The organism is Corynebacterium marambiense, assembly GCF_016342275.1.
Taxonomy (GTDB): domain Bacteria; phylum Actinomycetota; class Actinomycetes; order Mycobacteriales; family Mycobacteriaceae; genus Corynebacterium; species Corynebacterium marambiense.
Genome location: NZ_JAEIOT010000015.1, coordinates 84527 through 98433 on the forward strand (window position 1 = coordinate 84527; position 13907 = coordinate 98433).

The 13907-nt window shown below is 66.1% G+C and carries 10 protein-coding genes and 1 tRNA gene; 6 read left to right on the forward strand and 5 right to left on the reverse strand.

Annotated elements, in window-relative coordinates; genetic code table 11:
- Positions 1–712: 712 nt before the first annotated feature.
- Positions 713–786: transfer RNA gene (locus tag JDV76_RS10730), tRNA-Arg, on the reverse strand.
- 136 nt (positions 787–922) lie between these two features.
- Here JDV76_RS10730 and JDV76_RS10735 point away from each other — a divergent pair.
- The 5 genes from JDV76_RS10735 (at position 923) to JDV76_RS10755 (ending at position 7144) form a co-directional block, all read left to right on the forward strand.
- On the forward strand, positions 923–3271 hold the full coding sequence (locus tag JDV76_RS10735; RefSeq protein WP_198736891.1) for a bifunctional copper resistance protein CopD/cytochrome c oxidase assembly protein: 2349 nt from the start codon (positions 923–925) through the stop codon (positions 3269–3271).
- Positions 3272–3415: 144 nt separating this feature from the next.
- A complete protein-coding gene (locus JDV76_RS10740) occupies positions 3416–3973 on the forward strand; it encodes a single-stranded DNA-binding protein (protein ID WP_198736892.1) in 558 nt (185 codons plus the stop codon).
- A gap of 126 nt (positions 3974–4099) precedes the next feature.
- Positions 4100–5770: an energy-dependent translational throttle protein EttA gene (gene ettA, locus JDV76_RS10745; protein ID WP_198736893.1), complete on the forward strand. Its 1671-nt coding sequence runs from the start codon at positions 4100–4102 to the stop codon at positions 5768–5770.
- 232 nt (positions 5771–6002) lie between these two features.
- Positions 6003–6488 carry an acyl-CoA thioesterase gene (locus tag JDV76_RS10750; RefSeq protein WP_198736894.1) on the forward strand — a complete coding sequence of 162 codons (486 nt, stop codon included), beginning with the start codon at positions 6003–6005 and terminating at the stop codon, positions 6486–6488.
- Positions 6485–7144 carry a DUF8185 domain-containing protein gene (locus JDV76_RS10755; RefSeq protein WP_198736895.1) on the forward strand — a complete coding sequence of 220 codons (660 nt, stop codon included), beginning with the start codon at positions 6485–6487 and terminating at the stop codon, positions 7142–7144. Before JDV76_RS10750 ends, JDV76_RS10755 begins: the two co-directional genes overlap by 4 nt.
- Before the next feature lie 31 nt (positions 7145–7175).
- Here JDV76_RS10755 and JDV76_RS10760 read toward each other — a convergent pair whose 3' ends face one another.
- Positions 7176–7574, reverse strand: a complete 399-nt coding sequence (locus JDV76_RS10760; protein ID WP_198736896.1) for a globin — start codon at positions 7572–7574, stop codon at positions 7176–7178.
- Between the two features lies 1 nt (position 7575).
- Positions 7576–8541 carry a mechanosensitive ion channel family protein gene (locus JDV76_RS10765; RefSeq protein WP_248140969.1) on the reverse strand — a complete coding sequence of 322 codons (966 nt, stop codon included), beginning with the start codon at positions 8539–8541 and terminating at the stop codon, positions 7576–7578.
- Positions 8542–8588: 47 nt separating this feature from the next.
- Between JDV76_RS10765 and JDV76_RS10770 the strand changes: the two genes are divergently transcribed.
- Positions 8589–9305, forward strand: a complete 717-nt coding sequence (locus JDV76_RS10770) for an SDR family oxidoreductase (protein WP_198736897.1) — start codon at positions 8589–8591, stop codon at positions 9303–9305.
- On the opposite strand, the gene JDV76_RS10775 is transcribed toward JDV76_RS10770, so the two are convergent.
- Both JDV76_RS10775 and pepN read right to left on the reverse strand, forming a co-directional pair.
- The gene (locus tag JDV76_RS10775; protein WP_198736898.1) at positions 9302–11239 is read right to left on the reverse strand and encodes an FAD/NAD(P)-binding protein; all 1938 of its coding nucleotides are present in this window, start codon (positions 11237–11239) and stop codon (positions 9302–9304) included. The two genes, JDV76_RS10770 and JDV76_RS10775, sit on opposite strands and share 4 nt — an antisense overlap.
- Before the next feature lie 26 nt (positions 11240–11265).
- Complete coding sequence (pepN, locus tag JDV76_RS10780) at positions 11266–13887, reverse strand: aminopeptidase N (RefSeq protein ID WP_198736899.1); 2622 nt, start codon at positions 13885–13887, stop codon at positions 11266–11268.
- Between the last annotated feature and the right edge of the window lie 20 nt (positions 13888–13907).

Genomic DNA, 13907 nt, shown 5'->3' on the forward strand with positions numbered 1-13907 from the left:
ATGGTGATGCCGGTGGTGATGACCGTTCCCGCCAGTGCCACCGAAGCACGAACAGGTGTCTAGATCGAGGGTTCGATTGGTCAGGAAGATGGAGCGTCATTCGGCTCCTCAGGATCGGCGGTTCGGTGTAGAGCCCACGGACGACGGCAGCTACGACAACGTCCGCGAGGTTGTCTCTAACTGTCGGAGTCCCGCGGGTTCCCGTGGAGCTGCGCACAGTTGGGGAAACGGTGACGGCGCCGGGAATGCTGATTCGTTCTGCGATACCGATTCTTTGGAGGGCAAGCACGGTTCCAGCAGTAGGGGTGACACGGACGGCGCCACTCGGAGTGGTTCCTTGGGCCTGCGCCGCCGGTGACCGCGGTACAGGCCCGGAGACTTCATCAACGGTGGCGGCGAAGCTGTCGGCGCCGTTGGTTTCTTCGGGTTCCTCTTCGCATGTGTCCCCTGGGCAGTGCCAAGAGCATCATCATCTTCACCGCCGAGTAGTATCCGCTGTTTGCGGGCTTTGCCCGTCGGGATGACGGAGCGGGGGTAGCCGATACACGACAAGGGGGTGGCGCCGTGTGAACCACGGAGTAACCCCCTTTGGTGGGTGGTGTTCGTCCGCGAAACGGTGCGCCATCAGGCGCAATCAGGTGTGGTGTGTCGCTGAGTGGAAAACAGACAACCCAGGAACCGCATGCGGTGGTTCCTGGGTTGTCCCGAACGGTGCCCCCGGCAGGATTCGAACCTGCGACCAGCCGGATAGAAGCCGGATGCTCTAATCCACTGAGCTACGGAGGCGTGGAGCCCATCGGAACGGGGTGTTATCCGGGGGCTTCCGCTGCGTGACTTTACCTCACCGGGGGGCCGGGGTACCAAACCCCCGTGGTTGTGTGCACGGCTAGGGGGAGTGCCTGGACAGCGATACGCTGTAGCCATGGATGCACAACCCGACAGTTCCCCGAACGGAGCCTCCGACGCCGCAGCCGATACCGCGGTGGCCCCGGTTTCCCCTGGTTCGGACAGCAGTGTTTCCCGGGAGCATCGTGGATCTGGGCGGCGGGTCCGCGGATCGGCCGGACTATATCTTCTTTTCTTCCTGACCGCCGGAGTGGTGGGCGCGGTCATTTCGTGGGGGTTCCTGGGGGAGTCTCTGGCCGCTCTGGGCATCCCTGATCCCGGTCCCGCCACGACCGCAGGTCTTCCGTTGCTCCGGGCGGCGGCGGTGATGCTTATCTCCCTGTCGGTCGGTTCGTTCCTGTTCAGTTCATTCCTCACGTCACCCGTCACCCGCCCCCTGTCCACCGGTGAGATCCGGGAGATCCGCGCGGCGGAGGATGCCTCCGGACAACGACACCTCCGGCGCCTCGATGGGGTGGGGGATACCACCCGGAACATCGTCGATGATGTCCCGGATGTTGATGAGGAGATGGCTGCGGAGTCGGATGCCGACCGGGTGACCCGGGACAACCTCTACGCGGCACGGCTCGGTGTTGACGGGTCGATCGCCGCCCGTACCGGAACGGTCGCTGCGGCGTGCGTCGGGATGATCGCACTGCTCCTGATCCCGATGTATCTCTCGGATGTGTCGGGAGAGCCGCTGTCCACGGCACTACGACCCGGGAACTGGGCGATTGCGGTCAGCCAGGTTTCAACCTCCCTGGCGTGGCTGGCGGTGGCTGTGATCGCGTTGTCCACTGCAGTGGTCGGGTTCTTGTCCAGCCGCTGGATGATGCAGCCGTTCCTTCTACTGGGCTCGATCTGCATGGTGGTTCCACTCGGACTTGAGGGCCACTCCGCCACCGGTGGTGATCATGACTACGGAACCAACTCCTACCTGTGGCATCTGCTGTTCATGACGCTGTGGGTCGGGGGTCTGATGGCGCTCATCGCGCACGGTCGTCGGCGGGGAACCCGAATGGATCTCGCGGTGGCGCGCTACTCGGTGATCGCTCTGCTCGCCGTTGCAGTGATGACCGTGTCCGGGCTCATCAACGCGGCGATCCGGATCCAGTGGTCGGACTGGTTGACCACCGGATACGGCTGGCTCATTACGGCGAAGACCGTCGGCGTGGTGGTCCTTGCTCTCTTCGGCTATGTCCACCGGAAAGCCACGCTTCCGGCGATCAGGCGGGACCCCTCGAACCATTCGCTGTTCCGTCGGGTTGCCGCGGTGGAGGTTCTCGTGATGGCGGCGATTACCGGCGTTGCCGTCTCTCTCGGGCGGACGCCGCCTCCACCGCCGCGGTCGGCGGACTTGAATACGATGGACATCCAGCTCGGCTACAAGCTCTTCGAGGAGCCGACCCTGTGGAACGTGTGGACGATGTGGCGTTTCGACATCGTCTTCGGTTCGCTCGGTGTGATCCTCGCGGTCGGATACGCCTGGGCGGTGTACCGCCTGCACCAACGGGGCATGGACTGGCCCGTCATCCGCACCGTCTGGTTCCAACTCGGAAACCTGATGTTGGTGCTCACGATGTGCTCGGGTATCGGGCTGAACATGCCGGCGACGTTCTCGATGCACATGATCGGGCACATGATCCTCACGATGGGGGTTCCGGTGTTCTGGGTGCTGGGGGGCCCGTTCACCCTGTTCCTGGCGGCCCTCGAACCCGGCGGTCCGGACGAGCCGGGGCCGCGGGAGTGGCTGCTCGTCGCCATCGACAATCCGGCGGTCCGGTTCCTCACCCATCCTGCGGTGAATACGATCCAGTTCGTCGTCCTGTTCTACATTCTCTACCTGACCCCGCTTTACGACGTCGCGGTGACCGAGCATGCCGGGCACCTCACGATGAACGTGGTGTTCCTGTGGTCAGGCTTCATGTACTACTGGGAGCTGATCGGGGTCGACCCGGTTCCGGTGCAACGCAGCCCGATGGGCAAGGGGGCGTGGTTGTTCTTCTCCCTGCCGTTCCACATGTTCTTCGGCGTGACGCTGATGCAGATGCAGACCGTGCTCGCGTACGACTTCTATTCCACACTCGGCCTGCCCTGGGAGATTGACCTGTTGAAGGACCAGAATGTCGGTGGCGGTATCGCGTGGGCCTCTGGCCAGTTCCCGCTGTTGATCATTTTCGGGGCGGTCCTCTTGGAGTGGTGGCGGCATGATCGCCGTGAGATGCGGATTTACGACCGCCGCGCGGATGCCACCGATGATGAGGATATGACCGCGTACAACGAGATGCTCGCCAAGGTGAACGCCGGGGAGAACTACTTCGATGAGTACTACGAACGGGACATCAGTACGTCGGGCAGCCGGAAGCGGTCGGGTGACGACCGCTAGGGCGCGTGCCTGGGTCTGTGGGTAACCGCGTGCGGGCAGTTTCTGTACACAGTGACCGGGTTTCGGTCCGGTGAAGCGTGCGGGGTCGGTGTGAGGGTGTCGGTGTACCTGACACGGCAGACACTCCCGAAAGGAGCCACCCACATGGCCCAGCACAGTTTCACCCTCACCGGAAACATCGGGGCGGACCCCACCTACCACGGCGTGAATGAGCGCAATGGGGTTACCAAGTTCCGGCTCTGCGCCAACCGACGGCGTCCCGGCGAGAAGGAGGGGACCTGGATCGACTACGACACGCTCTGGATCGAGGTGCAGTGCTGGGGCAGATTGGCTGAGCATGCGCGTCGGTGCCTCCGCAAGGGGATGAGCGTCCTCGTCGTCGGGACCGTGATCCTGGAAACGTGGACCGATGCGGACACGGAGACGAACCGGTCCCGGATCGTCGTGAAGGCCAGCCACATCGGCCCGGATCTGAATCGCTACCTCACCACGGCGGCGGCGCCCGGGGGCGAGATCGTCGCCGAGCCGTTGGCTGGAGGATGGGTGACCTCGGGATGCGTTCCCACGCACTGCGTCGAGCCATCCGAAGGTGGGTCGACTCCCCGCGGCGGTGGTGATGAAGGCGATTCACATCCCAAGGCCGGCAGACGGCTCGTCGGGGCAGGCGCCGGTGGGGACGCCGAAGCGGATCCCCCGTTCTGACAGGTGGCTTCCGTACCCGGGTTCGACGACGTCGGTGGAAGCCCGTGTTCCTCGGGGTCTCCGGGGCCCGTGGGGTAACCTCGTGGGGCAGGACCGCAATCTAGTAGAAAGCACTAAGGGACAAACATGGGCGAGTTCATCTACACGATGAAGAGCGTGCGTAAAGCACACGGGGACAAAGTCATTCTTGATAACGTCACCATGGCCTTCTACCCCGGCGCCAAGATCGGCGTCGTCGGCCCGAACGGTGCCGGCAAGTCATCGATTCTGAAGATCATGGCGGGACTCGACCAGCCGTCGAACGGTGAGGCATTTATCGATCCGGGCTCCACCGTCGGCATTCTGCTGCAGGAGCCGCCGCTGAACGAGGAGAAGACCGTCCGGGAGAACGTCGAGGAAGGGCTCGGCGAGATCTTCGAGAAGAAGCAGCGCTATGAGGCGGTTGCGGAGCAGATGGCCACCGATTACACCGATGAGCTGATGGAGGAGTTCGGCAAGCTACAGGAGGATCTGGATGCCGCTGATGCCTGGGAGATCGACTCCAAGATCGATCAGGCACTCGACGCCCTGCGCTGCCCGCCCGGTGATGAACCCGTCACCCACCTCTCCGGGGGTGAGCGACGTCGTGTCGCGCTGGCGAAGCTGCTGTTGTCTGAACCGGACTTGCTGCTCCTCGACGAGCCCACCAACCACCTCGACGCTGAGAGTGTGCTCTGGCTGGAGCAGCACCTGGCCAAGTACCCCGGCGCCGTTCTCGCCGTCACCCACGACCGGTATTTCCTGGATCATGTCGCCCAGTGGATCTGTGAGGTCGATCGCGGCAAGCTGTACCCCTACGAGGGCAACTATTCCACCTACCTGGAGACCAAGGCCAAGCGCCTTGAGGTCGCCGGTAAGAAGGACCAGAAGCTGCAGAAGCGCCTCAAGGAGGAGCTGGCCTGGGTCCGTTCCGGTGCGAAAGCACGGCAGGCCAAGAACAAGGCCCGTCTCGCGCGCTACGAGGAGATGGCCACCGAGGCGGAGAAGTACAAGAAGCTCGACTTCGAGGAGATCCAGATCCCGACCCCGCCGCGCCTGGGTAGTCAGGTCGTCGAGGCGAAGAACCTGACCAAGGGCTTCGACGGGCGTGTCCTGATCAAGGATCTCTCGTTCACGCTGCCCCGCAACGGCATCGTCGGTGTCATCGGTCCGAACGGTGTCGGTAAGTCCACGCTGTTCAAGACGATCGTCGGGTTGGAGGAACCGGACTCCGGCGAGGTCATCGTCGGACAGACCGTGCAGTTGTCCTACGTTGACCAGAACCGCGAGAATATCGACGGTGAGAAGACGGTGTGGGAGGTCGTCTCTGACGGCCTGGACCACATCGTCGTCGGACAGAACGAAATGCCCTCCCGCGCCTACCTGTCGGCGTTCGGTTTCAAGGGACCGGATCAGCAGAAGCCGGCGAAGGTACTCTCCGGTGGTGAGCGGAACCGCCTGAATCTGGCGCTCACCCTGAAGCAGGGCGGAAACCTGATTCTGCTCGACGAACCGACCAACGACCTCGATGTCGAGACGCTGTCCTCCCTGGAGAACGCGCTTGTGCAGTTCCCCGGCTGCGCCGTGGTCATTTCCCACGACCGCTGGTTCCTGGACCGCACCTGTACCCACATCCTCGCGTGGGAGGGCAACGTCGCCGAGGGACAGTGGTTCTGGTTCGAGGGCAACTTCGAGGAGTATGAGAAGAACAAGGTTGAGCGCCTCGGTGCCGAGGCTGCCCGCCCGTCGCGCGTGACGCACCGCAAGCTCACCCGTTGATGCACACGGTGCAGTGACGCCGCCCGACGGCGTTGCTTCGCTCCTCCGGCCCCGCACGATCGGGCACACCCCCGACCGTGCGGGGCCGGAGGCGTTCAGTATGCTTTTGATGTTGAAATGAAATCGTCGTGTCGATCCCTCGGCAGGTATAGATTGGTGTCCCAGAGGCCGCTAGTCGGGCCGGGAGCCCGACGGTCCGCGACCCCAACCGCACGGAAGGATCCCCGAACACATGGCCAACAGCAGTGACCGCAACACCGGCAATACCCCCGTCCATACCGCAGAGGTGCACGTCCGGTGGTCCGACTTCGACCGCTTCGGCCACCTCAACAACGCCGCCTACATCGAGCTGGCCCAGGAGGCCAGGAACATTTTCGCGCTCGAGGAGTTCATCGGCCGGGGCCACGAGGTTCCCGCCGTGTTCATCCGCAGGTTGGACGCCAGCTACATGAGCCCGATCCTCCCGGACACCTCCACCGTCGTCGTTGAGACCCGGGTGACCCGGGTCGGACGGACGTCCTTCACCACGAGCCAGTCCATCATCGACCGGCACGGCACCGTGGCCTGCATCATCGAGTGCGTCCAGATCGCCGTCGACCTCAAAACCTCCACCCCGCGGGCCATCACCGCCAACGAACTCAAGGTGCTCAGCCGCGCGGCTGGCACCGACGTCACAGGCGAGGCCAGTGTGACGCAGGAGGAGGCGGAACCCGAGTGACCGAGACGCTCACCGTCACCGCCGGTGCTGGGGGATTACGGGCGCTGCTGTCACGGGCCACCGGCATCGACGCGGACGCCTCCGCCCGCTTCCGGCAGTACACAGACGGCACCGTCGACGTGTTCGTCACCACCCCGTTCGACGTGATCGCCGCCCGCCGGGTCGAGGGCACCGCTGGGCGGGACGGAGCTGTCGTGAGGGCCGCGGACCTCCGGGACGCCCTCACCGAGGGGCGCACCGAGATCGGTCCGGCCTGTGACGTCGCGTGGCCCGGGGCACTTCCTCCGGCAATCGGTTTCGCCCTTCTCGACACCCTCCCGGTGACGGTCGTGCGGCAGCTCGCGGACCAGGGGCAGGCACTCGCCCGCCAGTTCTCCGGGCCGCTCGGACCACCGCAATCCCTGCTCGACCAGACGGTGCTCACCGTCACCGCATCCGACAGTGCGGGCGCGGACTCCTCCGGAGACGCCGGTGCCGCGGAGATAACGATGCGCATGGTGTTTACCTGCACCTCCCTGGGACTGATCCCGGGTGCCGCGGCCCCGGAGTCCATCCCGCGTCATCTGCGGGTCTCCACGTCGGGAACCTGGGTCCGCGTGGACGCGCCCTTTGGTAGCGTCTACCGAAACACCCGCCAGTCGGTACTCCAGCTCTGATCCGGCACCGCAGTGTCCGCCGGGCCGGGGCTCAGTCGAACCGGTTGACCAGCATGTCCGCGACGCGCACCATGTGTTCCCACAGTGCCGCGCGGTACGGGGCGGGCAGTGTCTCCTCGTCGACGGTGTCGATGGCGGCGGCCATCATCTCCAGCCAGCGGTCCCGCTCCGCGACGCCGATCGAGAACGGGTGGTGTCGCATCCGGAGCCGGGGATGGCCCCGGTTCTCGCTGAAGGTCTGCGGGCCGCCCCAGTACTGGGCGAGAAACCACTTGAGGCGCGCCTCGGCCCCCTCCCAGTCATCGTGCGGATACATCGGCCCGATGAGATCGTCGTCGCGCACGTGCATGTAGAAACGGTGCACGATCGTCGAGAAAGTCGCCTCGCCTCCGACGGCCTCGTAGAAGCTGGTCGGCTGGTTCTCCGCCATGTCAGTTCTCCTTCACTGTGGGGCCTGTCGGGCCCGCGGTTCCGGCGGTGGTAGACGGCTCGGCGCTGATGCCAATGCCGTTGGGGTAGGGCACCGAGATTCCCTGTCTTTGCAGGTCGGTGATGATCCGGCCGAGAAGCTCTCGGCGCGTGGCCCACTGAGTACCGGCGACGACTTTTACCCGGACCCGGATGAGCAGGTGATCCACCGCCAGCGCGTGCACCCCGTCGACTTCGGGCTCGCTGAGGATGGAGTCCTTCAGACCCTCATCCGCGGCCGCAGCGCGGGCGGCGTCCCCGATGGCCTTCTTCGCTTCTTCGACGTCGTTCGATAGTCCGACCGGAACGTCAATCCGTGCGACGGCGTGTCCCTTGGTGGAGTTACCGACCCGCTGGATCAGTCCGTTGCGGACGAACCACAGGGTGCCGTCAACGTCGCGGATGGTGGTCAGCCGCAGGGAGACGCCCTCGACCGTGCCGACCGCATCCCCGACGTCGATGGAGTCCCCGACGCCGTACTGGTCCTCGATGAGCATGAAGATCCCGGAGAGGAAGTCCTTCACCAGCGACTGCGCGCCGAAGCCCAGGGCGACACCCGCGACGCCGGCGGACGCGACCAGGGGCCCGACCTGCACGCCCAGTTCGGAGAGGATCGCGAGCCCCGCCCAGGTCCACACGAAGATCGCGACGGCGGAACGCGCCACGGCCGACAGTGTCGTGATCCTGGCCTCCCGGCGTTCCCGGTCACGCGTTCCCTCGGGAACGAGGTCCACCGACTCACCGAACAGCGAGTGGCCGGGCCCGCGTTCGATCGCGTGCCGGGAGACCCGCCTGATGAGGATGATCAATGCCCACTGGATACTGATGGCCACGACGAGGATCACACCCACCGCGACGGCCATCTCGACCAGCCCCTCGGTGTTTAGCCCGTGCCTGTCCTGGAATATATCGCGCAACGTGTCCTTCACGTCTAATGAACCTACCGCGTGCAGCACCGGGAACTAGGGTGGGGCCCATGAGAAACCGACCTGTAGCAGTCATCACCGGCGCGACCGGCGGCATCGGGCGCGCCGTCGTCGACAGCCTCGCGCCCGACTTCGACATCCTCGCCCTCGGGCGCGATGCCGCCGCGTTGACGGAACTCGATGCGCTCGACCATGTGCGCGCGCTGCGCTGCGACCTCGTCTCGGAACTCCTCGACATCGAACCGGGCGCCGGCTTGCGGGAGATCCTGGAGCTGCCCCGCGTCGACGTCGTGGTGCACGCCGCGGCGGTCGGGCACCGGTTCTCGGTGGAGCAGGCCACCCCGGAGCAGTGGCGGAGCATGCTCGACCTGAACGTCGTGGTGCCCGCGGAACTCACCCGCCGGCTGCTGCCGGCGCTGCGGGCGGCCGAGGGAACCGTGGTGTTCATCAACTCTGGGGCGGGCCACGGTGCCCACCCGGGAACGACGTTGTACACCGCCACCAAGCACGCGCTGCGCGGTCTGGCGGACAGCCTCCGCAAGGAGGAAGCGGGCGCCGGGGTGCGCGTCAGCAGCATCGCCCCGGGGCCGACGGACACCCCAATGCTGCGGGGCATCGTCGAGTCTGCGGGTGGAACCTACACTCCCGAGCACTACATCGAGCCCGCGGAGGTAGCCGCTGCGGTCCGCCTCGCCGTCACCGCGGGGCCGACCACGCAGCTCACCGATATCGCGGTCCGGCCCCGCATCGAGCTGGCCGACCGCTAGACCCGCGCGGACACCGCAGCCAGGGCGTGCACGGCGGCGGCGTCGGTCGTCTGCAGTAGCGTCGCATCGGTGCCCGGCATCGGGCTGATCATGGTGTCTGGCATCTGCGCGTGGGTGGGGATCCCGATGAGGTGGAGCCGCGGATCCGGGGCCCCGTCGGCGGTGATCACCCGCTGCGTCACCGGATCGACCTCGGGGGAGGGTGTCGTCGAACCGTCGGACAGGCGGAACACCCGGATCCGGCCCCGCTGCAGCAGATCCCGCATGAGTGGTTCGGCAGTGGTGCGCACATCGGGTGCCGGGAGGCGGGCATCGAGCAGCGTCCGCGCGGTGGCCGCGCGGTCCGTGGTGGGGGAGTGCATCCGGTACCCACCGTCGGTTACCCCGACGGTGGGGTGCGCCCCGAGGAAGGAGACGACGCCGGCGTCGATGAGGGCGAGGAGTTCCCGCGTGCGGAAGGCCGGGGGACCGGAACCCGCCAGCCTGCCCAGCGCCATCATCCAGGCGTAGCGGCCGCGCCGGGAGTCCGGCGTGTAGCGGCCGTTAGCCCCGAGGACTGAGACGGTCTTGCGTGCCGACGCGATCGACCACAGGCCCTCCTTCCGCGCGCTATCCCGGCCAGCTGCGGCGTGGGTGATGTCCGCCGTCAGGCCGTCCGCGACGGCGGTGGTGAACTCCTCGGGGGACAGTGGTCCGATGATTCCGCGGGCGGCCAGCGGGTCGGCCTCGGCCACGGGGTCGAAGACGGGGTGTGCCGGGATCCGGCCCACCAGTGCCCGGGGAATGTCCGCTACCGGGGTGTGGTCAATGAGCCCGACGAGTTCCGCCGGATCCATGGCCAGGTCACGGTGGACCCGGTGCAGCGCACGGTAGTACGCCTCGTGGGCGTCCCGGGCGACGGCGGGCCACACCTGCTCCCCGAAATCGATCGGTGTGTCACCCGGGGAGAGCTCCCGGACGACCTCCCGCAGCCTGCGGTGCGGCATCCGGGGTGGCAGCGTGTGGTACTCGGATTTCGGGAACAACGGGTAGCCACGACCCGATGCCGCGACGATCCGTGGTTCGCGGCCGGAGGGGAGGTACCGCAGCCTGGAGCGCGCCGCGGGGTCATCCACGAATCGTCCGCCGCGGCCCGCGGTGAGGAGGATCATCGCATCGAAGAACCCCATACCCAGACCCCGGACCAGCACAGTGGCGCCCGGTTCAACCCGGTCGAGCGGCTGGTCAGCGGGATTCCCGGGCCTGATCCACGTCAGGTCGTCCGAGGCATCTAATTGTTCGGCGTTTTCCGGTAGTGAGAGCTGCCAGCCGGGGGCGATTACCGTCGCACCCGCCCTGATCACGGAGCCGTCCGCGAGGGTGATCTCGTCGGTTCCGTCGGCTGCCGCGGCGAGTGCCACTGCGCGGCTGCGGTGGTGGTGAAGCGTGATGGAGGGCGGTAGCCTGCGCCTGGTCACGTCGAGGAACCACCGCAGGTACGCACCGTAGAGGCGACGGCTCGGGTTCGACTCCGGCCGGGTCGCCCGGAGTTCATCGGAGAAGGCGATCGCCACCGCCGGGGCCGGGCGGTACATACGGAACATCTCGGCCACCGGGGCATCGATCCCGGCTTCGTCAGGTTTCTCCCCGCGCAGCAACTGAATCCACTCATAGAGCGTCGGGCCCCGGAACACCGGGGCGGAAACGGTGGAACCAGGTTCGGTGAACATGGTCACCGCCCCGGCGAGGGTATTCATACACAGCTCGCTGGGTTGGTCGGTGCGCCAGATCTCTCCGGAGCCGTGCTGGGAGTCGTCGATGAGGTGCACCGTCAGTGGTCCCTGATCCGGAATGGCCTGGACGGCGGCGCCGAGCCGCTCCAGCACCGACGTGCCGCGCGGCCCGGCGCCGATGATCGCGATTGACTGCGTGGTACCGGGATTCGGGAAAGTCACACAGTCAGGCTAGTCCAGCAGTCCGGTCACTCGCCGGCGTCGACCGCCCGGTTGCGCAATGCCCGCTCGACACGGTCCCGGCCCTCGGCGACGACGCGCTTGAGGCCCGCGGGGTGCTCACCGTCGAGGAACACGCCGGCACGGGCGACGCCCTCCTCGGTGATGTCCCACGACGGGTAAAGCCCGTTGAGTGCGGCCAGCGCCATCTCAGGGGTGGCATCGCGCCAGAAGCCGGGAGCCAGCTCAAAGTAGGCTTCGTTGAATTGCTGGAGGTTCGGCGCGGACCCGGACCAGGTCAGTCCCTCGATCTTGTGCCGGATCGCCAGGTTCGACAATTCGGACCCGGGATCGGTGACTTCGGCAAAGATCTCCTTCTTCCGCTCCGGGGTGTTCACCGCGGCGTGCGCGGCCCATGCCCACTTCCGGCTGTCGGAGGAACCGTCGCGGGCGAGCTCCGCCTCGATCGCGGCCTCCGGATCCTCGATCTCCCCGGCGGCGATGAGCGCGGCCAGCGCCCGCCACCGTAGGTCGTTGTCGACCTCGACGCCGTCGATGGGGGAGACCCCGTCGCGGATCTGCGTGAATAAATCGATCTGCTCGGCCGTGTCCGCGCCCAGTTTCCGGCGGGACAGCACCTGCAAGAACGTCAGCTGGGCGTCCGAACCCGGCTCAGCCTTCCGGGCACCGTCGAGAAGGGCGTCCGCGAGCAGTGTCTTTCCGGTCTCCTCTGCCCAGGTCGGGTCGGCGTAGTTCGCCAGGGCACTCGACGCCTGGGTGAGGATCCGCTCGAGGACTGCGATCTCCGTCTCCGCGGAAGAGCCCCGGGCCACGAGATTGATGAAGTCACGGGCCCGCATCCGCCCGTCGCGGACCATCTCCCACGTCGCCGACCAACACAACGTGCGCGGCATCGGATCCTTGATGCGGTCGATGTTGTGCAGCACGAAATCCAGGGAATCGGCGTCGAGATGGGTCAGGCAGTAGGTCAGATCGTCGTCGTTGACCAGGACGAGATCGGCGCGCTCGGTGCCGACGAGATCAGGGATCTCCGTGAATTCGCCCGAGACGTCCAGCTCGATACGCTTCACACGACGCACCATCCCGTCGGAGAGTGAGTACAGGCCCACGGCCACGCGGTGGTCACGTAGCTCCCCAGCGCCCGGCTCCGCACCGTGCTGGCGGATCCCGAAGGAGATGTACCTGTCGCCCGACACCTCGAACTCGGCGGCGAGGGTGTTTACGCCCGTGGTCTTGAGCCACTGATTTGCCCAGTCGGACAGGTCACGGCCCGAGGCCTCCTCGAGGGCCCGGAGCAGATCGTCGAAGGTTGCGTTGCCGTAGGCGTGCGTGGCGAAGTGCCGGCGGACACCGGCGAAAAACTCCTCCCGGCCGACGTAGGCGGCGAGCTGCTTCAACACACTCGCGCCCTTGGCGTAGGTGATGCCATCGAAGTTCTGTTCCACCGTCTCGATGTCGCTCGCATCCGTGGTGATCGGGTGCGTCGACGGCAGCTGGTCCTGGCTGTAGGCCCAGGACTTCTCAATGTTCGCGAACGTCACCCACGCGGAGTCGTACTCCGTGGCCTCGGCCTGGCTGATCGCGGCGGACCAGGTAGCGAAGGACTCGTTCAGCCACAGATCATCCCACCAGCGCATCGTCACCAGATCGCCGAACCACATGTGCGCCAGCTCGTGGAGGATGGTGTCGCAGCGGCGCTCGTAGCGGTACCGGTTCACCTTCGAGGTGAACACGTACTCGTCGCGGTGGGTGACGCAACCGGCGTTCTCCATCGCACCCATGTTGAACTCGGGCACGAAGACCTGGTCGTACTTGTGGAACGGGTAGGCCATGCCGAAGTTCGCGTGGTAAAAGTCGAAGCCCTGCTTCGTCTCGGTGAACAGGCGCTCCGCGTCGAGGCTGTCCGCGACGGACCTCCGGCAGTAGATGCCCATCGGCACGGTCAGCTCGTGCGGCTGGTCCGCGGGGGTCTCCGGGTGGTGGGTGAGCTCACCGGTCCACTCGTTGCGCACCTCGTGGTACGGGCCGACACAGATCGCGACGAGGTAGGTCGACAGCCGGTAGTCGATGCGGGAGACATGGGTGGCCGTCCCGTCCGGGCTCTCCGTCACGGTCTGGTCCGCGTTGGAGATGACCCGCCAGCCGATCGGCGTCGTGATCGTGAGATCGTAGGTGGCCTTGAGATCCGGCTGATCGAAGCACGCGAACATCCGCTTGGCGTCTGCGGTCTCGAACTGGGTGTACATGTACACTTCGTTGTCCGCGGGATCAACGAAGCGGTGCAGGCCCTGCCCGGTCCGCGAATAGCGACAGTCCGCCGTGATCCGCAGGGAGTGCGCGCCGGGCTTCAACCCCTTCAGAGTGATGCCGGCGTCCTCGTCGTAGCCATTGTCACCGAGCGTGACGGCGTCGGCTGTGATGTCCCCACCGTCCAGCAGGACCTCGGACACCCGGGCTGCCCGCAAGTCGATGAAGGTGTCGCCGGCGGTGGACACGGTGAAATCGACGGTGGTGACGGAGGAGAACTCTGTTTCTCCTCCGGTCAGATCGAGGATGATCCCGTAGTTGTCGACGCAGAGCATCGATGACCGCGTCTGGGCTTCTGCGTGGGTGAGATTGGTCGAGGTCACGTAACCCGAACTCCTGTCTG

What these genes read in the sequence shown, in the direction of transcription:
- JDV76_RS10750 (WP_198736894.1), top strand. Translation starts at nt 6,003, where the DNA reads ATGGCCAACAGCAGTGACCGCAACACCGGCAATACCCCCGTCCATACC.
- JDV76_RS10760 (WP_198736896.1), bottom strand. Translation starts at nt 7,574, where the DNA reads ATGGCGGAGAACCAGCCGACCAGCTTCTACGAGGCCGTCGGAGGCGAG.
- JDV76_RS10735 (WP_198736891.1), top strand. Translation starts at nt 923, where the DNA reads ATGGATGCACAACCCGACAGTTCCCCGAACGGAGCCTCCGACGCCGCA.
- JDV76_RS10770 (WP_198736897.1), top strand. Translation starts at nt 8,589, where the DNA reads ATGAGAAACCGACCTGTAGCAGTCATCACCGGCGCGACCGGCGGCATC.
- ettA (WP_198736893.1), top strand. Translation starts at nt 4,100, where the DNA reads ATGGGCGAGTTCATCTACACGATGAAGAGCGTGCGTAAAGCACACGGG.
- JDV76_RS10740 (WP_198736892.1), top strand. Translation starts at nt 3,416, where the DNA reads ATGGCCCAGCACAGTTTCACCCTCACCGGAAACATCGGGGCGGACCCC.